Source organism: Streptomyces roseirectus (assembly GCF_014489635.1).
Taxonomy (GTDB): Bacteria; Actinomycetota; Actinomycetes; order Streptomycetales; family Streptomycetaceae; genus Streptomyces; species Streptomyces roseirectus.
The window spans coordinates 1,280,638-1,299,049 of sequence record NZ_CP060828.1 but is presented as its reverse complement, the minus strand read 5'-3'; the positions used below and the strand labels follow the sequence as shown (position 1 = coordinate 1,299,049).

Genomic DNA, 18,412 nt, shown 5'->3' with positions numbered 1-18,412 from the left:
CGAACGGCCCGCCGGGCTACTCGGCGGTGCTGCCGGTGGGGTCGTCGGTGGTGCTGTACGGGCGCGTGATGATCTCCATCGTGTGGCCCACCGGGTCCAGGAAGTACAGGCCCCGGCCGCCGTAGTAGTGGTTGATCCGGCCCGCGCGCCGCAGGTGCGGATCGTCGAAGTACTCGATCTTCGCCTCCTCGATCCGGGCGAAGGCGGCGTCGAAGTCCTCGTCGGACACGAGGAACGCGTAGTGCTGGGTGGCGATCGACTCCGCCGACACGGTCATGAAGTCCAGGGTCACCCCGTTCGCGGTCCCGACCGGCAGGAACGGGCCGAACGGCGGGCCGACCTCAAGGCCGAGGACGTGGGCGAGGAATCGCGCCGACTCCTGCTTGTCCCGGGCCTGCACGATGGTGTGGTTCAGTTCGACAGACATCTGTGGAATGCCTCCGTAGGGCAAACTCACGGGCACCTCCATGCCGCACCGGGACGGTGACCGGCACGCGATGCCTTGCCCCCGACCCTAACTCAGCGTCGCGGACGCCCCGCTGCGTGTGAGTGTGTTCCGGCCTCGAAGTCCCGGTGCGCGCGCAGGTGTTCAAGGCCGGACACCGTCACCAGCTTCTCCTCCCGCAGCAGCCGGGTGCCCCGCTCGCACAGTCGCGCATCCGCCCGCGCCCGCGCGCAGAACTCCTCCGGCGTCGCACCGAACAGCCGCCTCAACTCGGCCGAACCCGCCAGGAGTCCGGAGATCAGGGCGCGCTGCCCCGGATGGCTGCGCGGCGTCCCGGAACCGTCGTGCAGGACGCCGTGCCGGTTCACGTAGACGTACACGCCGGGCAGCCGGCCCCCGTCCTCCAGCTCGACCCCGAACTCCGGCGCGGGCAGCCGGCACCGGGCGTAGTTCCCCCGGGGCGAGGACGCGCCCTCACTGGCGTCGACGACGTCCAACTGCTCGCCGTCCAACCAGATCACGAACAACTCCCGTGTCGTGCCGGGGGAGTTGAGCGGCGACGCGGACACGTACCCCATCCGGCTCACGTGCGCCGAGACGCCCACGTCCACGCCGGTGACCCGTGCCTTCGTCATCGGGATCGGCGAGGTGATCCCGAACTCGTCCATCTTGTGGCGCAGTTGACCGGGGCAGGCGTTGGAACCGACGGCGAGGACGGGGGTGCGGTCCGGGTGGATCAGGCGGTCCAGGGGGAGGAGACGGTCGCCGTCGAGGAGCGCGGAGGTGGCGGGCCAGGCGCCGGGGTAGGTGAGGGGGTGATCGCGGGGGGCTTCGGAGAGGCCGAGGGAGGCGAGGGTGGGGGGTGGGGTGGGTGAGGGTGGCATGTGAGGTGTCATATACCAGTGGGGGTGGGGGAGGGGGGATAGGACATCACACATCACATGTCGCGTGTCACGCGTCGCACACCACACGTCATGCATCACACATCACATGTCATGCGTCACGCCGTACGGCTGGAGGGAGTCGCGCGTCATGCATCACACATCACGCCCCGCCCCGCGTGCCCCCGGTACATCACGCGTGATGTACCACCCGCCCCCCTCAGCCCCCTCAGTCCGCCGGCGGCAGCTCCCCCGACCCTCGCGTGATCAGGCGGGTCGGCAGGACGATGCGCTCAGGGGCGGTGCCGACGCCTTCGAGCTGCTGGAAGAGGCGTTCGGCGGCGGTGCGGCCGATGACGGCGGCGTCCTGGGAGATGACGGTGACGCCGGGCTGGAGGAGGTCGGCGAGTTCGAGGTCGTCGAAGCCGATGAGGGCGACGCGGCGGGCGTGCTCGGCGAGGACGCGGATGACGGTGACGGTGACCCGGTTGTTGCCGGCGAAGATCGCGGTGACCGGCGAGGGCCCCGACAGCATCTCCTCGGCGGCCCGGCGCACCCGGTCGGGGCTGGTGACGCCGAGGGACATCCAGGCGTCCTCGACCGCTATCCCGGCGTCCTCCATGGCGGCCCGGTAGCCGCGCAGGCGCTCGGCGGCCGTGTGGATGCGGGGCATGTCGCCGATGAACCCGATTCTCCGGTGGCCGTGCGCGATGAAGTGGCCGACGCCTTCGCGGGCGCCGCCGAAGTTGTCGGACAGGACGCAGTCCGCGTCGATCCGCCCGGCCGGACGGTCGACGAACACCGTTGCGACGCCCGCCTTGATCTCGGGCTCCAGGTAGCGGTGGTCGTCGCCGGCGGGGATCACCACGAGCCCGTCCACGCGCCGCGCGCACAGTGCCAGCGCGAGTTCCTGCTCGCGGTCGGGATCCTCGGCGCTGGAGCCGTTGATGAGCAGGGCACCGTGCGCGCGTGCCACCTCCTCGACGGCGCGGCTGAGCGGGCCGTAGAACGGGTCGGCGAGGTCTTCCAGGACGAGCCCGATGCTCGCGGTGCGCCCCTTGCGCAGCACGCGCGCGCTGTCGTTGCGGCGGAAGCCGAGCGCGTCGATGGCCTCCTGGACGCGCCGTTCGGTCTCGGGGGTCACCCCCGGTTCGCCGTTGACCACCCGGGAGACGGTCTTGAGGCCGACACCCGCGCGCGCGGCGACGTCCTTCATGGTGGGACGGTTGCCGTAGCGGGCGGTGGTCAGGGAGGGGGCGCGTCGGGGCGTCTCTGTCACGATGCGGTGTCCTGTTCCTGTCGGCCTCGGGGTACGGCGATGTCCGGGTTTGCGGGGGGTCGCGCGATCCCTGGGGTTGTATGAGGATGTGGCGTCGAGCATAGAGCCTGGACAACGTTGTCAGATGCGGGGGAGACTGTCCAACGCCTTCTCCGGTCCACGTCCCCCACCGCTGGACCGGCCAGCCCTTTTCGCCGGTTGACCTGGGGAGAACCGAGACTTTGATGCATACCGACCTCGTGGCCGCGCTCGACATCGGCGGCACCAAGATCGCCGGAGCCCTGGTGGACGGCGACGGCGCGATCCTGGTCCGCGCGCAGCGGCCGACTCCCGCGCGGGAGGACGGTGAGACCGTGATGGGCGCCGTCGAGGCGGTGCTCGGGGAGCTGACCGCGTCGCCCCTGTGGACCCGCGTCCACAGCGTCGGGATCGGCAGCGCGGGCCCCGTCGACGCCTCCGCGGGCACCGTGAGCCCGGTCAACGTGCCCGGCTGGCGCGGTTTCCCGCTCGTCGCGCGTGTGCGCGCGGTCACCGGTGAGCTGCCTGTAGAGCTGATCGGCGACGGGGTCGCGATCACCGCCGCCGAGCACTGGCAGGGGGCCGCGCGCGGGCACGACAACGCGCTCTGCATGGTCGTCTCGACCGGTGTCGGCGGGGGTCTCGTCCTCAACGGCCGTCTTCACCCGGGGCCGACCGGCAACGCCGGGCACATCGGTCACATCTCCGTCGACCTCGACGGCGACCTGTGCCCCTGTGGCGCGCGCGGGTGCGTCGAGCGCATCGCCAGCGGTCCCCACATCGCCCGCCGCGCCCTCGACAACGGCTGGCGTCCCGGGCCCGACGGCGACACCACCGCCGCCGCGGTCGCCGCCGCCGCCCGCGCGGGCGACCCGGCGGCCCTGGCCGCCTTCGACCGCGCCGCCCAGGCCCTCGCGGCGGGCATCGCGGCCACCGCGACACTGGTCGAGATAGACATCGCCGTCATCGGCGGCGGCGTGGGCAAGGCCGGCGACGTCCTCTTCGCCCCGCTCCGCCGCCACCTCGCCTCCTACGCCACCCTCTCCTTCGTCCAGGGGCTCACCGTCGTCCCCGCGCAGATGGGCACGGACGCGGGGCTCGTGGGGGCTGCCGCGGCGGCCCTGGGGCGGCGCGAGGGGGCGGCTGCGGCGGGGGTGTAGGGGCGGGCGTCGGTCGGGTGGGGACTGCGGCCTCGGCGGGGCAGGGCAGCCACTGAGAAGCGGGACAGCCGCTGACGTCGAAGTGAGCAGCACGCGCGCGAGGGCACGCGCCCGCGTCGGGCGGCACGCACGCGTGGAGGGCCGGTTACGGGGCGGGCGCCCGGGCAGGGCGTGCGTGGCATCCGCGAGGTCGTCGCCCGCGCGCGGAGCCCCCTCCCACCAAACCTCTCTCACCACGCACTCCCGAACCCGTGCGTGACCTCACCCCCGCGTCGTCCGTTGAAGCGGGCATGAAGAAGCGCAGCATGCTTGCCATCGCCTCCCTGGCCACCGGGTTCGTCGTCGCGGCGATCACGCCCTCGCACGGGGTGGACCACGACAGCCTCGGGGGGCTCGACGTGGGGGACACGCTCAGCAGCCTGGACCACGCGGTGGCCGACGAGAGCCTGGCCGTGGACGACGACGCCCTGGGGCAGGGCGGCTGAACCGACGCTCCTGGGAAACGCGAGGCACCGGTCCTGGAGGGGCCGGTGCCTCGGTGTTCTCCCCTGGTGCTCGACGTCCTCAACGGGAACTGGTTTCCGTGGCAGGGTGGAACGGGCAAGCCTCAGGGGGCCGACGGAAGAGGGGGAAACGTGAGTGTCGTCTGGATCAACGGCGCGTTCGGTGCGGGGAAGACGTCCACCGCACGGGAGTTGAACGATCTGATCCCGAACAGCACGCTCTTCGACCCGGAGTTCGTCGGCGGGGCGCTCACCCAGCTTCTTCCGGCCAAGCACCTCGCCGAGGTCGGCGACTTCCAGGACCTGCCGATCTGGCGCCGACTGGTGATCGACACGGCTGCCGCGCTGCTCGGCGAGGTCGGCGGCACGCTGGTCGTCCCGATGACGCTGCTGCGCCAGGAGTACCGGGACGAGATCTTCGGCGGCCTCGCCGCCCGCCGGATACCGGTACGGCATGTGCTCCTCGCCCCGGCTGAAACGATACTGCGAGAGCGCATAGCCAACCGTCCGGTCCCGGCGGACCTCCCCGACGGCGAGATGCGGGTACGGCAGTGGGCGTACGACCACATCGAGCCGTACCGGGCCGCCCTCGCTGCCTGGCTGACGGCGGACGCCCATCTCATCGACACCGGCGCCCTCACCCCGTACGAGACGGCCCAGCGCATCGCGGAGGCCGTCGGGACGGGCGTCGTCCCGGCGTGCGACATCGTCCAGACGCCCGAGCCGACGGCGGAGACGATCGCCTCGGGGGTGCTGCTGTTCGACGAGGACGACCGGGTGCTGCTCGTCGACCCGACCTACAAGCCCGGCTGGGAGTTCCCCGGCGGCGTCGTCGAACCCGGCGAGGCACCCGCGCGCGCGGGCGTGCGCGAGGTCGAGGAGGAGACCGGTATCCGCCTGACGGACGTCCCCCGCCTGCTCGTCGCCGACTGGGAGCCGCCCTCGCCGCCCCGCTACGGCGGTCTGCGCTTCCTCTTCGACGGCGGCACGCTCGACGCCGGCGCCGTCGCGAACCTTTGCCTGCCGGGCCCCGAACTGCGCGCCTGGCGCTTCGTCACCGAACAGGAGGCCGCCGACCTCCTCCCGCCCACCCGCTACGAACGCCTGTGCTGGGCTCTGCGGGCCCGTGAGCGAGGTGCGGCCGTCTATCTGGAGGCGGGGGTTCCCGTGGCCGGAGAAGCCTGCTGAGCGCCCTTGCGGGGTGCTTCTCCGACGGCCCGTCAGGCTCCCCGGTCCGTGCGCAGCCGATGTACGGCCTCCGCCGGGAAGACGGCCGAGGAGTCCTGGCCCAGCCGTGACTCGAACTCCTCCATCACCGCCGCCACGGCGGCATGCCGCCGGACCAGTCCGGCCACCGCGTCCGGCATCCCCTCGGGACGCGCGCCGTCCGCGTACGCGCGCAGGCGGGCCAGCCGGTCGGCGCCGCCGCCGTGGAACTCGGTGACCAGCCAGCGGGCCAGGTACGCGCGCGTGTAGGCGTCGTCGTAGGTGCGGTGGGCGGCGTGGAAGGCCCGTTCGCGCGGGGTGAGGTCGAAGCCGGTGGAGAGGGCGAGGCCGTGGTCGGTGAGGTAGAGGCGCCGGCCGTCGGTGAGGACGTTGCGGAAGTGGGTGTCGAAGTGGACGAGGCCGGTGGTGCCCAGGAAGTCCGTCAGCGCGGTCAGTTGACGGTCCACCAGGGCGCACGCCTCGTCCGGGCGGGGACCGTGCACCTGAGCGCGCAGCCAGTCGTGCAGGGTCTGTGGGACGTACTCCAGGAACAGGAGCAGGTTCGCCGTCGCCGTCGCACGGGCCTCGACCCGCGCGCGGACGGCCGGTCCCCAGTAGGCGCCCGCCCGCTCGGCGTAGGCGTCGGAGCGGTCCGCCGGGGTGGCGGGCAGGACGCGCGCGTGGCGCAGCAGCGGGAACCCCGGGAAGCGGCCCGAGACGGCCCACCGGGTGGTCGTCTCGTACACCTCCAGCTCCCGCCAGGCGCCGAACCCGGGGCTCGGGACGGCGCCGATGCCGTAGTGGCAGGCGGGCGGGAGGCCGAACACGTCGGCTGTCGAGCGGTGCCGTTCCGCGTCGGCCAGCGGGAGCCGCTTCACGAACACCGGGTGCCCGGCGACCTCCACGCGCGCGGTCGCGCCGCCCACGCCGGTGCCGAGCGGCGTGCCCGTGTCGAGGAGGGCGGTGAGGCCGGCGTCGTCCAGGCGGGCGAGGGCGGCCGACACGGCGGCGTGGACGGTCAGGCGCACGCGCACGGGGCGGTCAGTTCGCCGCGTAGTTGCGCAGGAACAGCGCCTCCGTCACCGACAGCCGCTCCAGTTCCTCGGGAGACACGCTCTCGTCGACCGCGTGGATCTGGGCCTCCGGCTCGCTGAGCCCGATGAGCAGGATCTCCGCGCGCGGGTAGAGCGCCGCGAGGGTGTTGCACAGGGGGATCGACCCGCCCTGGCCGGCGTACTGCATCTCCTCACCGGGGTAGGCGACCGCCATGGCGTCGGCCATCGCCGCGTACGCCGGGCTGGTGGTGTCGGCGCTGAACGGCTGGCCCTGGCCGACCTGTTCGACCTCCACGCGCGCGTTCCACGGCGTGTGCGCCTCCAGGTGGGCGCGCAGGAGCTTCGTCGCCTCGGCGGCGTCCGTGCCCGGCGGGACGCGCAGGCTGACCAGCGCGCGGGCGTGCGCCTGCACGGAGGGGGTGGCGCCGACGACCGGCGGGCAGTCGATGCCGAGGACGGTGACGGCGGGGCGCGCCCAGATGCGGTCGGCGACCGTCCCGGAGCCGATCAGGTCGACGCCGTCGAGGACCCGGGCGTCACTGCGGAACTGCTCCTCGTCGTACTGGAGGCCGTCCCAGTGGGCGTCGGACGTCAGCCCGTCCACGGTCGTCGAGCCGTCCTTGTCGCGCAGCGAGTCCAGGACGCGGATCAGCGCGGCCAGGGCGTCCGGTGCGGCGCCGCCGAACTGGCCGGAGTGCAGGTTGCCCTCCAGGGTGGAGACGCCGACCCGGAGCATCGTCATGCCGCGCAGGGTGGCCGTGACGGTGGGCAGGCCGACACGGAAGTTGCCGGCGTCCCCGATGACGATCGTGTCGGCCGCCAGCAGCTCCGGGTGGGCCTCGGCGTAGCGCTCCAGGCCGCCGGTGCCCTGCTCCTCGGAGCCCTCCGCGATGAACTTGACGTGCACCGGGACCCCGCCGTTCGCCTTGAGGGCGCGCAACGCGAGCAGGTGCATGATCACACCGCCCTTGCAGTCGGCGGCCCCGCGCGCGTACCAGCGCCCGTCGCGCTCGGTCAGTTCGAAGGGCGGGCTCGTCCAGGCGGCCTCGTCCAGCGGGGGCTGCACGTCGTAGTGGGCGTACAGCAGGACCGTGCGCGCGCCCGCGGGGCCCGGCAGGTAGCCGTACACGGACTGGGTGCCGTCCGGGGTGTCCAGGACGGCGACGTCCTGGAAGCCCTCGGCGGCGAGGGCGTCGGTGATCCAGCGCGCGGCGGCCTCGCTCTCCGCGCGCGGGAACTGCCCGAAGTCGGCCACCGACCGGAAGGCCACCAGCTCGGCCAGCTCCGCCTGCGCCCTGGGCATCAGGGAGGCGACGGTCTCGGCGACCGATTTCGACGACATGGGCACGCTCCTCGTGGGTGCGACGTTGTACGGGGTGAACCCGCGTTCGTACGGGTCCGTACGGCGGGGATCTGGCAGCGAGCGTACGCGCTCGGGCCTGCGGGGCCTCACCGGAGGGCCCCGGTGATCTCCGCCGTAGGATGCGGGTGGACAGGTGCGGCAGGCGGCTTGATCGGGAGCAGTAGACCATCGTGAGCAGCGAGAACTCTTCGGCGGACGACGTGAGCGAGACCGAGGACACACGTCAGGTGTGGGACGTCGTCGTGGTGGGCGCGGGCCCCGCGGGCGCCTCGGCGGCTTACGCGGCGGCCGTCGCCGGGCGGCGCGTGCTGCTGTTGGAGAAGGCCGAACTGCCCCGCTACAAGACGTGCGGCGGCGGCATCATCGGCCCTTCGCGTGACTGCCTGCCGCCCGGCTTCGAACTGCCCTTCAAGGACCGGGTGCACGCGGTCACGTTCTCCAACAACGGCCGCTTCACGCGTACGCGCCGGTCCCGGCAGATGCTGTTCGGGCTGATCAACCGCCCCGAGTTCGACCAGCAGCTGGTGGAGCACGCCCAGAAGGCGGGCGCCGAGCTGCGCACGGGCGTGACCGTGTCGCGTGTCGAGCAGCACGGTTCGGCCGTCCCGGACCGGCGCAGCGTCGCCGTCGTCCTCCAGGGCGGCGAGACGCTGCTGGCGCGCGCGGTGGTGGGGGCCGACGGCAGCGCCAGCCGGATAGGGGCGCACGTGGGCGTGAAGCTCGACCAGGTCGACCTCGGCCTGGAGGCGGAGATCCCGGTGCCGGAGACGGTCGCCGAGGACTGGAAGGGCCGGGTCCTCATCGACTGGGGCCCGATGCCCGGCAGTTACGGCTGGGTCTTCCCCAAGGGGGACACCTTGACGGTCGGCGTGATCTCCGCGCGCGGGGAGGGCGCCGCGACCAAGCGGTACCTGGAGGACTTCATCGGGCGGCTCGGGCTCGCCGGGTTCGAGCCGAGCGTCTCCTCCGGCCATCTGACGCGCTGCCGTGCGGACGACTCGCCCCTCTCGCGCGGGCGCGTGCTGGTCTGCGGTGACGCGGCAGGTCTCCTGGAGCCCTGGACCCGCGAGGGCATCTCCTTCGCGCTGCGTTCCGGGCGGCTGGCGGGGGAGTGGGCGGTGCGCATCGCGGAGGCGCACGACGCGGTGGACACGCGCCGTCAGGCCCTGAACTACGCGTTCGCCGTCAAGGCGGGGCTCGGCGTCGAGATGAGCGTCGGCAAGCGCATGCTGGCCGCCTTCGAGCGCCGTCCCGGGCTGTTCCACGCCGCCCTCACCGGCTTCAGGCCCGCCTGGCGGGCGTTCACCGAGATCACCCGGGGCAAGACGACCCTGGCCGAGCTGGTGCGGACGCATCCGCTCGCGCAGCGCGTGCTGACCGGGGTGGAGCTGCGGCCCAAGGCGGCGGACGAGGCCGGGGACGCGGTCAGCTCCTGACGGTGATTCGGAAGACGGGGTGGTCGCCCGCCGCGGCGGCGATCTCCTCGTCCGAGGACTTCGCCGTGACCCCCTGGAAGTACTGGTCGACCTCCCAGCCCCATTTCTCCAGGTAGGTGCGCAGGATCGCCGTCTTCTCGGCGTCGGGCACCTCCACGGCCGTGAACTCCCGCACTGTGCGGCCCACGCGCAGTTCGCCGCCGCCCGCCGCGCGCATGTTGCGCACCCACTGGGAGTGGCCCCGGGCGGAGACCAGGTACTGCGCGCCCGCGTGCGTGTGCGGGTTGACGGGGATCCGCTGCGGCTGCCCGCTCTTTCGGCCCTTCACGGACATTTCGGCGCTGCCGGCGATGCTGAAGCCGTGCCGGGCGAGCCAGCCGACGACGTTGTTGAAACGGACGTTCAGGGCGCTGCCCCTGCGGTAGTACGGCTGCGACATGGCGACTCCCGGCGTTCGAGCGTTTCGGAGAGCGGTGCTCTCGGTTTGTGTGTTCGAGTGTGCCCGAGGTGCGCGATCACTGCAAGAGCAGTGCTCTCTTTTTTGTTCGGCGCTCTCCAATGTGTGCACTGCTCCGGTCCGGTGGAAGACTTGCCCGCATGAGCCGCAACGTCTCACCAGGAGCCCGCGCCCGCGCGCGGATCGAAGTGACCGCCGCCATCAAGGAGGAGGCCCGCCGGCAGCTCGCCGCCCAGGGCGCCGCCCAGCTCTCCCTGCGGGCCGTCGCCCGCGCGCTGGGCATGGTCTCCTCGGCCCTCTACCGCTACTTCCCGAGCCGCGACGACCTCCTCACCGCCCTCATCATCGACGCCTACGACAGCCTCGGCGAGGCCGCCGAGCAGGCCCACGCCGAGATCGCCCAGGACGACATGACCGGCCGCTGGGTCGGCGTCTGCGAAGCCGTACGCGCGTGGGCGCTCGCGCATCCCCATGAGTACGCGCTGATCTACGGCTCACCGGTCCCCGGCTACCACGCCCCCGACTCCACCGTCCCCGCCGCCGCCCGCGTCGGCCTCCTCCTCATCGCCATCGCCCGAGACGCCCACCACGCGCGCGCCCTCGCCGAACCGCCCCTGCCGCCCGCCCTGCGCCCCGAGGCCGAACGCATCGCCGCCGACCTCGCCCCCGACCTCCCCCCGGGCGCCGCCGCCGCCCTCATCGCGGCCTGGGCCCAGCTCTACGGCCTCGTCGGCTTCGAACTCTTCGGCCAGTTCCACCGCGTCGTCGAGGACCGCGAACCCTTCTTCCGCGAGGCCGCGACACGCCTCGCGCGCGGGGTGGGGTTCCTGGAGCCGGGGGCGGCCTAGGCGCGCGCCCGCACGGAGCGAGGCCGGGCAGGACGGCGGCATCACCCCGTACTCCCCGGGAAGTACGGCCGCCCGCTCCGCCCGGCGGACGCGCGGCAGCCGCCCGCCCGTCTAGCGTGACCGCATGGCGGAGCGGAGGACAGACGGGCGGTGGCCGGAGGGGGCGCTGTGGGCGCGGGCCTGGGCGGACGACGGTCGGTGGCCCTGGCGGTCGACAGCGGTGATCACCGCGTTCGTCCTGCTCGGCTCCTGGGCGCGCGCGACCGCGCCCAACTCGTCGTCCTGGCCTACGAGTCCGGGCTCGTGCGGCCGGGGTGGCTCGGCTGATCCCGGCGGAACGCGAGCAGGACGCTCACCACGCGCGCGAGGAACACGACCGGCACGAGCCCCACGCCCGCCTTGAACAGCAGGCTCTCCGCCGGTTCCGGCGGCTCGAAGAGCAGCGCCGGACCGGCCACCGCCCCGAACACCACCGCCGCCGCGAACGCCGCGCTGAACAGCGCGTACCCGATCTCCACTGTGATCGCGTCTTTGTCCGCCTGCGTACGGCGTCCCCCGTGCCCCGTCATCCCCTGAGTCTCGCACACGGTCAGATGCCCGAGCGCTCCGTCCACAGGGCCGCCAGCGACCCGTCCCCGCGCACCTCGGGGAACGGCACCCGGTTCCACAGCGCCAGGTACAACACGCGCGCGGGGCCGGTGAGTTCGCAGTCCGCGTCGCCGGTGTCCGCGCGCTCCGTCACCGCTGGCTCGGCGGACAGCCGTACGGTCCACACCGCGTCGTCCACGTCCGTCGCGCGCACGCGCAGGACGCGGGGCCGTTCGGTGCGGACGCGGCTCTTCGCGCGCGCGTGGAAGCCGCGCAGGATCTCGTCGATGCCGTCCGCCGCGAAACCGGCGTCGACCGGGGCGGGTTCGGCGCCGGTCGCCGACTCGGCGTCGTAGCGGTGCACGGACGTCTCGTGGGCCTGGCGGCGAGCCCAGAAGGCGAGCGGCGCGGGCGCGGCGGGCAGGAAGGTGAAGCACTCGATGCCGGCCGGGGCGGCGGCGAGGGTGTCCACGAGCAGGCGGTGCCCCTCGCGGAACCACTCCACCAGCTTCGGCCCGTCGAGCTCCGGTGCCGCCTCGCGCGGGCGTCGCTCGGGGATGCCCTCGGCGACATACGCGCGCGCCCAGCGGTGCACGGACCCCGTGTGCTCCAGCAGATCCCTCACGCGCCAGCCGGGGCACGTCGGGACGGCACTGTCGACGCCGGCCGCCTCGGCGGCGTCGGCCAGGGTGCGCCCCTCGCGGTCCAGGACGCGGATGAACTCACTTGTTTCCATGGGGACGAGTGTGACGGTTCGGCCGGCCGCACGGCGCCCCGCGCCCGCTTCAGCCCGGCGCACGGCGCTCCGGGTCCGGTTCAGCTCGACGCACGTGCCGCGCGCCCGCTTCGGCCTGCCCTGAGGCGCCTCGCGCCCCGCTCAGCCCGTTCTGCGGGGCCCCCGCGCCTGGCTCCGCCCGGTGGCCTTTCGCCCGCTTCTGGCCTGCCCCAAGGCGTTTCCCGCCTGCTTTCGACCTGTCCCGAGGCGTCCCCCGCCGCGCCAGCCTGCTCCAAGGCACGTCTCCCGCCGGCATTAGCCCGCCTCAGACGTCCCCGCCCGCACGTCAGCCTGCCTGAGGCGCTTCGCGCCCGCTCAGCCCGCCCCAGACACCCCCGCCCGCGCCTCAGCCCGCCTGAGACGCCCCGCGCTGAGGCACCCCACACCCGCCTCAGCCCGCCGCCCCCCGCTCAGCCCGCCCGGTGACCGTCCCGATCAGCGCCGCGAGGCCCGCGAGGACGGCGACGCTCGTGAGGGCCGTCGGGAGGGAGAACCAGTCGGCCATGAAGCCGATCGCGGGGGGACCCAGGAGCATGCCGCCGTAGCCGAGGGTGGAGGCGACGGCGACGCCGTGGGGACCGGCCAGCGCGCCCGCGCGTTCCACGGCGACCGGGAAGAGGTTCGCGAGCCCCAGGCCCGCCACGGCGAAGCCGATCAGCGCCGCCCAGTACGCGGGGGCCAGCGCGCCCAGCAGCATCCCGGCCGCCGCGAGAGCCCCGCCCGTGACGACGGTACGGGTGCGTCCCAGCCTCTCCAGCAGCGTCGTCCCGGAGAGCCGGCCGACCGTCATGGCCAGCGCGAAACACGAGTACCCGACGGCGGCGGCCCCGGCGGACGCGTCCAGGTCGTCGCGCAGGTGCAGCGCGCCCCAGTCGGCGAGGGCGCCCTCGCCGTAGGCCGTGCAGCAGGCGATCAGACCGAAGACGAGCACGAGGCGCCGGGCGTGCGGGGTGCGCCGCCCGGGCGCGGCCGGTTTCGCGTCGTACGCGTGCGCGCGGGCCGATGCGCGGGGCCGGGCCGGAGCCGCGACCGTGTCTCCCTCGCGCGCGGGCGCCGGCCCCGCGACCCCGTCGTCCCCGCGCGCGTGTGCGCGTACCGGCTCCGGGCTCGCCTCGCCCGCCTGCGCACGCGCCGGTGGCAGCCGCAGCAGCGTGCGGCCCGCCACGGCCGTCACCAGGAGGCCGACGGCGCCCAGGAGGAGCAGGTGCCAGGTGGGGGAGAGATGGCCGGCGACGAGGGCGCCGAGGCCCGCGCCGAGCATGCCGCCGAGGCTGAAGGCGGCGTGGAAGCTGGGCATGATCGGCCGGCGCAGCACGGTCACGAGGTCCACGGCGGCGCTGTTGAAGGCGACGTTGATGCCCCCGTACGCCGCCCCGAACAGCAGCAGGACGGCGCCGAGCGCCGGGACGGAGTGGGCGTGCGGAGGGAGGGTGATCGACAGGGAGAGGAGGACCGCGCAGACGACGGTGACCGGATGGCTGCCGTAGCGCTGGCAGAGCCGGCCGGTGAACAGCATGGTCACGACCGCCCCGGCGGAGACGCACAGCAGCGCGAGGCCCAGGGAGGACGCCGAGGCGCCGGTCTGCTGCTTGATGTCGGGGATGCGGACGACCCAGCCGGCGAACATGAAGCCGTCCACGGCGAAGAACGCGGTCAGTACGGCCCGCAGGAGGGTGAGGCCGTCGCGTCGCGCGTCGTTGCGCGAGCGGAGTTTGTTTATCAGCGGCACAAAACCAGGCTAGGGAGAGCGGGCCGCCGGGGGCAAGGGAGTTGCCGGTCACTCGGGGACGGTGGCCCGCCCGGGTCGGCCGGAAGCGTCCAGGTCGGCCGGAAGACTGTGCTGCCGCCCCCACTTGGTGTTTTAAAGTTGCTCTCGCTTTTTGTGATCCGGCGGAATCGGCATACGGGAGGACACACGCGTCATGGCGACCGAAACGTTTGAGTTCCAGGTAGAGGCCCGTCAGCTTCTCCAGTTGATGATCCACTCGGTCTACTCGAACAAGGACGTGTTCCTGCGGGAACTCGTCTCCAACGCCTCCGACGCGCTCGACAAGCTGCGCCTCGACAAGCTCCGCGACGACAGCCTCGACGCGGACACCTCCGACCTGCACATCCGCATCGAGGTGGACAAGGACGCCCGCACGCTCACCGTCCGCGACAACGGCATCGGCATGTCGTACGACGAGGTCGGCAGGCTGATCGGCACCATCGCGAACTCCGGAACCGCCGCGTTCATCGAGGAGTTGAAGGAGTCGGACGGCGAGGAGGACCAAGTCGAGGGCCTGATCGGGCAGTTCGGCATCGGCTTCTACTCCGGGTTCATGGTCGCCGACGAGATGACGCTGCTGACCCGGCGGGCCGGCGAGAGCGCCGGGACCCGCTGGTCCTCGCGCGGCGAGGGGACGTACACCCTGGAGCGCGTGGACGACGCGCCGCAGGGCACGGCCGTCACGCTCCACCTCAAGGAGGCCGACCCCGAGAACCAACTCCACGACTACACGGCCGACTGGACGGTCCGTCAGATCGTCAAGAAGTACTCGGACTTCATCACCTGGCCGATCCGCCTGGGCGCCGAGGACGAGCCGCTGAACTCGATGAAGGCCCTGTGGGCGCGCTCGCGCGACGAGGTCACCGACGACGAGTACCACGAGCTCTACAAGCACGTCAGCCACGACTGGCGCGACCCCCTGGAGACCATCCGCCTCCAGGCCGAGGGCACCTTCGAGTACCAGGCCCTGCTCTTCCTGCCCGAGCACGCCCCGCACGACCTGTTCACCCGCGACTACCGGCGCGGCCTGCAGCTCTACGTCAAGCGCGTGCTGATCATGGACGACTGCGAGGCGCTGCTCCCGCCCTACCTGCGGTTCGTCAAGGGCGTCGTCGACGCGGCCGACCTCTCGCTCAACGTCTCCCGCGAGATCCTTCAGCAGGACCGCCACATCCTGATGATCCAGCGCCGCCTCGCGAAGAAGATCCTCTCCTCCGTCAAGGAGATGCGCACGAACGCGGCCGACAAGTACGCCACGTTCTGGCGGGAGTTCGGCGCCGTCCTCAAGGAAGGTCTGCTGAGCGACGTCGACAACAAGGACGCGCTGCTGGCGGTTTGCTCCTTCGAGAGCACCGACTCGGCTGCCGGGACAGGGGAGCTGACGACGCTTCAGGAGTACGTGGAGCGGATGAAGGACGGTCAGGAGGACATCTACTACCTGACCGGCGAGTCCCGCGAGAGCATTGAGAACTCCCCGCAGATGGAGGCGTTCTCGGCCCGCGGCATCGAAGTCCTGCTGCTCACCGACCCCGTCGACGAGGTGTGGGTCGACGCCGTCCCCGAGTTCGAGGGCAAGCGGCTGCGGTCCGTCGCCAAGGGCGAGATCGACCTCGACGCGCAGGACGGCGAACAGGCGGGCGAGGAACGGGAGAAGCAGGCCGAGGAGTACGCCGGGCTGCTCGACTGGATGAAGGAGCGGCTGGCCGACGAGGTCAAGGACGTCCGGCTCTCCGCGCGGCTGACCGTCTCCCCGGCCTGCGTCGTCTCCGACACCGGCGACATCACCCCGGCGCTGCAGAACATGTACCGGGCCATGGGGCAGGAGGTCCCCGACGCCAAGCGCATCCTCGAACTCAACGCCGGGCACGCGCTGGTGCGGGGCCTGAACAAGGCGTACCAGGAGGAGGAACGGCGCGAAGGGCTCGTCGAGACGGCCGAGTTGCTGTACGGCCTCGCCGTGCTCGCGGAGGGCGGACGGCCCAAGGAGCCCGGCAAGTTCGTGCGGGTGGTGGCGGAGCGGCTGGAGAAGTCGCTCTGACCCGTCGGCCCACCCCGACCCGCTGACCCACCCGACCGGGCGCGCACTCCGTACGAGGAGTGCGCGCCCTGCGCATTTCCCCACATAATCCCCCCATCCTCTGGTTGCTTAAGTCAATCAAGCGGGCGTACATTCGTCGACGGCGTACCGGCCCGACATCCCCCCACGGAGGCCCGACCATGTCCCACGCCCAACCCCGGTCCGTGGCGACGGGGGTGGAGTCCGCACCCCGGGCGAACCTCGTCGTCGCGGTGCTCGCCTTCGGCGGGATCGTCGTCTCGCTCATGCAGACCCTGGTCATCCCGATCGTTCCCGAGCTGCCGAAACTCCTGGACGCCTCGGCCTCGGACGCGACCTGGGCCGTCACCGCGACCCTCCTCGCCGCCGCCGTCGCCACCCCCGTGATGGGCCGCCTCGGCGACATGTACGGCAAGCGGCGCATGCTGCTGGTCAGCCTGCTCATGCTGGTCACCGGCTCGGTCGTCGCCGCGCTCAGCGACACGCTCGCCCCGATGATCGTCGGCCGCGCCCTCCAGGGCCTCGCCTCCGGCGTGATCCCGCTCGGCATCAGCATCATGCGCGACGAACTCCCCGCCGAACGGCTCGGCTCCGCGACGGCCCTGATGAGCGCGTCCCTCGGCATCGGCGGCGCGCTCGGCCTGCCCGCCGCAGCCCTCATCGCCGACCACTTCGACTGGCACACGCTGTTCTGGACGTCCGCCGCGCTCGGCGCCGTCGCGCTGCTCCTGGTGCCGCTGTGCGTGCCCGAGTCGCGGGTGCGCACGGGCGGACGGTTCGACCTGGCCGGCGCCGCCGGGATGGCGGCCGGCCTGATCTGCCTGCTGCTCGGCATCTCCAAGGGCGCCGACTGGGGCTGGACCAGCGGGACGACGCTCGGCCTGTTCGCCGCCGCCGTCGTGATCCTGCTCGGGTGGGGCCTGTTCGAACTGCGGGTCGCCGAGCCGCTGGTCGACCTGCGCACCACCGCCCGCCGCCAGGTGCTCGTGACCAACCTCGCGTCCATGGCCTTCGGGTTCTCCATGTTCGCCATGTCCCTGGTCTTCCCGCAGCTGCTCCAGCTGCCCGAGGCCACCGGCTACGGGCTCGGCAGGTCGCTGCTCGACGCGGGCCTCGTCATGGCGCCGACCGGGCTCGTGATGATGGCCGTCGCCCCGCTGTCCGCGCTGATATCCAGGAAGTGGGGCGCCAAGGTCACGCTGATGGCCGGCGCGGTGATCGTCGCCGCCGGGTACGGGCTCGGCGTTGTGCTCATGTCCGAGGTCTGGCAGCTCGTCCTGGTGTCCTGCGTCGTCGGCGCCGGTATCGGGTTCGCCTACGGGGCGATGCCCGCGCTGATCATGGGCGCGGTCGACCCGTCCGAGACCGCCGCCGCGAACAGCCTCAACACCCTCATGCGGTCCATCGGGACGTCGACCGCCAGCGCCGTCGCCGGAGTGATCCTCGCGCAGCTGACGACCGGGTTCCACGGGGTGGCGCTGCCCTCGGAGAACGGCTTCAAGGTGGTCATGGCGGTGGGGTCGGGGGCGGCCGTCCTCGCGTTCGTCGTCGCGGCGTTCATTCCCCGGCGCAAGGAGACGGCGGATGCACGTGCGGGCGCACCGGCATCGGACGGGGCGGATGCGGCGGCATCCGCAGACGCCGGGCAGGCCGGGGTGCGGCACGCGGACGCCGGCCGGCGGGGCGCGGACGCGGACCAGCGGGCTGCTGACGCCGACCGGCAGGCCGTCGGTGCCGCCGTCGCTGTCCCTCTGTCCCGCGCCGTCGCCGAACTCGTCGCGTCCGTGCCGAACTTGGGCGACGGTGTCCCCGGCGGCGCGAGGCATCCGGTGCGCGGGTTCGTGCGGGGCGCCGAGAACGTGCCCGTCGAGGGCGCCGCGGTGACGCTGATCTCGCTCGACGGACGGCAGGTGGGCCGCGCGGTCGCCGAGGCCGACGGCGCGTATGCCGTCCAGGCGCCCGGCGAGGGCACGTACGTCCTGCTCGCCGCCGCCGACGGACTCCAGCCGCAGGCGACGACCGTCGTGGTGGGGCCGGCCCCGGTCGCGTACGACGTGCTCCTGAGCGGGACCAGCGGGCTGGCCGGGACCGTGCGTGCCGCCGACGGCGGGGCGCCGGTCGCGGGCGCGGTGGTGATCGTGACCGACGTCCGCGGTGACGTGCTGGCGACCACCCGGACCGACGGGCTCGGGGAGTTCGCGCTGACCGACCTCGTGCCGGGCGCGGTGACGGTCGCCGTCAACTCGCCCAAGCACCGGCCCCTCGCGCTCCCCGTCGAGATCGCCGGCAACGGCGTCACCCGCGTCGACGTCGAACTGCGGCCCGGCGCGCACGTGCGGGGGACCGTGCGCGGAGCCGGTCTCCCGCTGGGCGACGCGCGCGTGACGCTCGTCGACGCCGCCGGCAACGTCGTCGCCACGACCACGACCGGCTCCGACGGCGCGTACGCGTTCTCCGACCTCGACAGCGGGGAGTACACCGTCATCGCGACCGGCTACCCGCCGCGCGCGACCGGCGTGAGCCTGGCCGGGGACATCGACGGGCACGACATCGAACTGGCCCACGCCGAGTAGG

At 72.9% G+C, this 18,412-nt stretch carries 16 protein-coding genes and 1 pseudogene; 8 read left to right on the top strand and 9 right to left on the bottom strand.

Annotated features, from left to right (window positions below):
- Positions 1 to 16: 16 nt before the first annotated feature.
- From IAG44_RS05260 to IAG44_RS05250, 3 genes are all read right to left on the bottom strand, one after another.
- Positions 17 to 427 carry a VOC family protein gene (locus IAG44_RS05260; protein ID WP_187745951.1) on the bottom strand — a complete coding sequence of 137 codons (411 nt, stop codon included), beginning with the start codon at positions 425 to 427 and terminating at the stop codon, positions 17 to 19.
- 92 nt (positions 428 to 519) lie between these two features.
- On the bottom strand, positions 520 to 1,329 hold the full coding sequence (locus tag IAG44_RS05255) for a hypothetical protein (RefSeq protein WP_187745950.1): 810 nt from the start codon (positions 1,327 to 1,329) through the stop codon (positions 520 to 522).
- 226 nt (positions 1,330 to 1,555) lie between these two features.
- The gene (locus IAG44_RS05250; RefSeq protein WP_187745949.1) at positions 1,556 to 2,605 is read right to left on the bottom strand and encodes a LacI family DNA-binding transcriptional regulator; all 1,050 of its coding nucleotides are present in this window, start codon (positions 2,603 to 2,605) and stop codon (positions 1,556 to 1,558) included.
- A 224-nt stretch (positions 2,606 to 2,829) separates the two neighbouring features.
- On the opposite strand from IAG44_RS05250, the gene IAG44_RS05245 reads away from it, so the two are divergent.
- The 3 genes from IAG44_RS05245 to IAG44_RS05235 all read left to right on the top strand — a co-directional run bounded on the left by IAG44_RS05245 (position 2,830) and on the right by IAG44_RS05235 (position 5,474).
- The gene (locus IAG44_RS05245) at positions 2,830 to 3,783 is read left to right on the top strand and encodes an ROK family protein (protein ID WP_187745948.1); all 954 of its coding nucleotides are present in this window, start codon (positions 2,830 to 2,832) and stop codon (positions 3,781 to 3,783) included.
- Positions 3,784 to 4,073: 290 nt separating this feature from the next.
- Positions 4,074 to 4,268, top strand: a complete 195-nt coding sequence (locus IAG44_RS05240; RefSeq protein ID WP_187745947.1) for a hypothetical protein — start codon at positions 4,074 to 4,076, stop codon at positions 4,266 to 4,268.
- Between the two features lie 150 nt (positions 4,269 to 4,418).
- On the top strand, positions 4,419 to 5,474 hold the full coding sequence (locus IAG44_RS05235) for an NUDIX hydrolase (protein ID WP_187745946.1): 1,056 nt from the start codon (positions 4,419 to 4,421) through the stop codon (positions 5,472 to 5,474).
- Positions 5,475 to 5,506: 32 nt separating this feature from the next.
- Here IAG44_RS05235 and IAG44_RS05230 read toward each other — a convergent pair whose 3' ends face one another.
- On the bottom strand, positions 5,507 to 6,526 hold the full coding sequence (locus tag IAG44_RS05230) for a protein kinase family protein (protein WP_246561505.1): 1,020 nt from the start codon (positions 6,524 to 6,526) through the stop codon (positions 5,507 to 5,509).
- 7 nt (positions 6,527 to 6,533) lie between these two features.
- Positions 6,534 to 7,889, bottom strand: coding sequence for a dipeptidase (locus IAG44_RS05225; RefSeq protein ID WP_187745945.1), 1,356 nt, complete (start codon positions 7,887 to 7,889; stop codon positions 6,534 to 6,536).
- 191 nt (positions 7,890 to 8,080) lie between these two features.
- On the opposite strand from IAG44_RS05225, the gene IAG44_RS05220 reads away from it, so the two are divergent.
- Positions 8,081 to 9,346, top strand: coding sequence for a geranylgeranyl reductase family protein (locus IAG44_RS05220; protein ID WP_187745944.1), 1,266 nt, complete (start codon positions 8,081 to 8,083; stop codon positions 9,344 to 9,346).
- Here the strand turns inward: IAG44_RS05220 and IAG44_RS05215 are convergent.
- Positions 9,336 to 9,785 carry a nitroreductase family deazaflavin-dependent oxidoreductase gene (locus IAG44_RS05215; RefSeq protein ID WP_187745943.1) on the bottom strand — a complete coding sequence of 150 codons (450 nt, stop codon included), beginning with the start codon at positions 9,783 to 9,785 and terminating at the stop codon, positions 9,336 to 9,338. The genes IAG44_RS05220 and IAG44_RS05215 overlap by 11 nt on opposite strands.
- 158 nt (positions 9,786 to 9,943) lie before the next feature.
- On the opposite strand from IAG44_RS05215, the gene IAG44_RS05210 reads away from it, so the two are divergent.
- Both IAG44_RS05210 and IAG44_RS44715 read left to right on the top strand, forming a co-directional pair.
- Positions 9,944 to 10,651, top strand: a complete 708-nt coding sequence (locus tag IAG44_RS05210) for a TetR/AcrR family transcriptional regulator (RefSeq protein ID WP_187745942.1) — start codon at positions 9,944 to 9,946, stop codon at positions 10,649 to 10,651.
- A 168-nt stretch (positions 10,652 to 10,819) separates the two neighbouring features.
- Positions 10,820 to 10,978 (top strand): annotated as a pseudogene (locus IAG44_RS44715) (DNA-binding response regulator); the annotation flags it as partial.
- On the opposite strand, the gene IAG44_RS05205 reads toward IAG44_RS44715, so the two are convergent.
- The 3 genes from IAG44_RS05205 to IAG44_RS05195 all read right to left on the bottom strand — a co-directional run bounded on the left by IAG44_RS05205 (position 10,939) and on the right by IAG44_RS05195 (position 13,743).
- Positions 10,939 to 11,220 (bottom strand): DUF6332 family protein, encoded by a 282-nt coding sequence (locus IAG44_RS05205; RefSeq protein WP_187745941.1) that lies wholly within the window; start codon positions 11,218 to 11,220, stop codon positions 10,939 to 10,941. The pseudogene IAG44_RS44715 and the gene IAG44_RS05205 sit on opposite strands and share 40 nt — an antisense overlap.
- A 20-nt stretch (positions 11,221 to 11,240) precedes the next feature.
- Positions 11,241 to 11,975: a maleylpyruvate isomerase family mycothiol-dependent enzyme gene (locus IAG44_RS05200; protein WP_187745940.1), complete on the bottom strand. Its 735-nt coding sequence runs from the start codon at positions 11,973 to 11,975 to the stop codon at positions 11,241 to 11,243.
- Positions 11,976 to 12,405: 430 nt separating this feature from the next.
- Positions 12,406 to 13,743 (bottom strand): MFS transporter, encoded by a 1,338-nt coding sequence (locus IAG44_RS05195; RefSeq protein WP_223006782.1) that lies wholly within the window; start codon positions 13,741 to 13,743, stop codon positions 12,406 to 12,408.
- Positions 13,744 to 13,936: 193 nt separating this feature from the next.
- Between IAG44_RS05195 and htpG the strand changes: the two genes are divergently transcribed.
- A complete protein-coding gene (gene htpG, locus IAG44_RS05190; protein ID WP_187745939.1) occupies positions 13,937 to 15,820 on the top strand; it encodes a molecular chaperone HtpG in 1,884 nt (627 codons plus the stop codon).
- 179 nt (positions 15,821 to 15,999) lie between these two features.
- Positions 16,000 to 18,411, top strand: coding sequence for an MFS transporter (locus tag IAG44_RS05185; protein WP_187745938.1), 2,412 nt, complete (start codon positions 16,000 to 16,002; stop codon positions 18,409 to 18,411).
- Position 18,412: the final 1 nt, after the last annotated feature.

Excerpts from the sequence above, each read along its gene's own strand:
- IAG44_RS05255 (WP_187745950.1), bottom strand. The coding sequence starts at position 1,329 with ATGCCACCCTCACCCACCCCACCCCCCACCCTCGCCTCCCTCGGCCTC.
- IAG44_RS05210 (WP_187745942.1), top strand. The coding sequence starts at position 9,944 with ATGAGCCGCAACGTCTCACCAGGAGCCCGCGCCCGCGCGCGGATCGAA.
- IAG44_RS05225 (WP_187745945.1), bottom strand. The coding sequence starts at position 7,889 with ATGTCGTCGAAATCGGTCGCCGAGACCGTCGCCTCCCTGATGCCCAGG.
- IAG44_RS05260 (WP_187745951.1), bottom strand. The coding sequence starts at position 427 with ATGTCTGTCGAACTGAACCACACCATCGTGCAGGCCCGGGACAAGCAG.
- IAG44_RS05200 (WP_187745940.1), bottom strand. The coding sequence starts at position 11,975 with ATGGAAACAAGTGAGTTCATCCGCGTCCTGGACCGCGAGGGGCGCACC.
- IAG44_RS05245 (WP_187745948.1), top strand. The coding sequence starts at position 2,830 with ATGCATACCGACCTCGTGGCCGCGCTCGACATCGGCGGCACCAAGATC.
- IAG44_RS05185 (WP_187745938.1), top strand. The coding sequence starts at position 16,000 with ATGTCCCACGCCCAACCCCGGTCCGTGGCGACGGGGGTGGAGTCCGCA.
- IAG44_RS05205 (WP_187745941.1), bottom strand. The coding sequence starts at position 11,220 with ATGACGGGGCACGGGGGACGCCGTACGCAGGCGGACAAAGACGCGATC.
- IAG44_RS05215 (WP_187745943.1), bottom strand. The coding sequence starts at position 9,785 with ATGTCGCAGCCGTACTACCGCAGGGGCAGCGCCCTGAACGTCCGTTTC.
- IAG44_RS05240 (WP_187745947.1), top strand. The coding sequence starts at position 4,074 with ATGAAGAAGCGCAGCATGCTTGCCATCGCCTCCCTGGCCACCGGGTTC.
- htpG (WP_187745939.1), top strand. The coding sequence starts at position 13,937 with ATGGCGACCGAAACGTTTGAGTTCCAGGTAGAGGCCCGTCAGCTTCTC.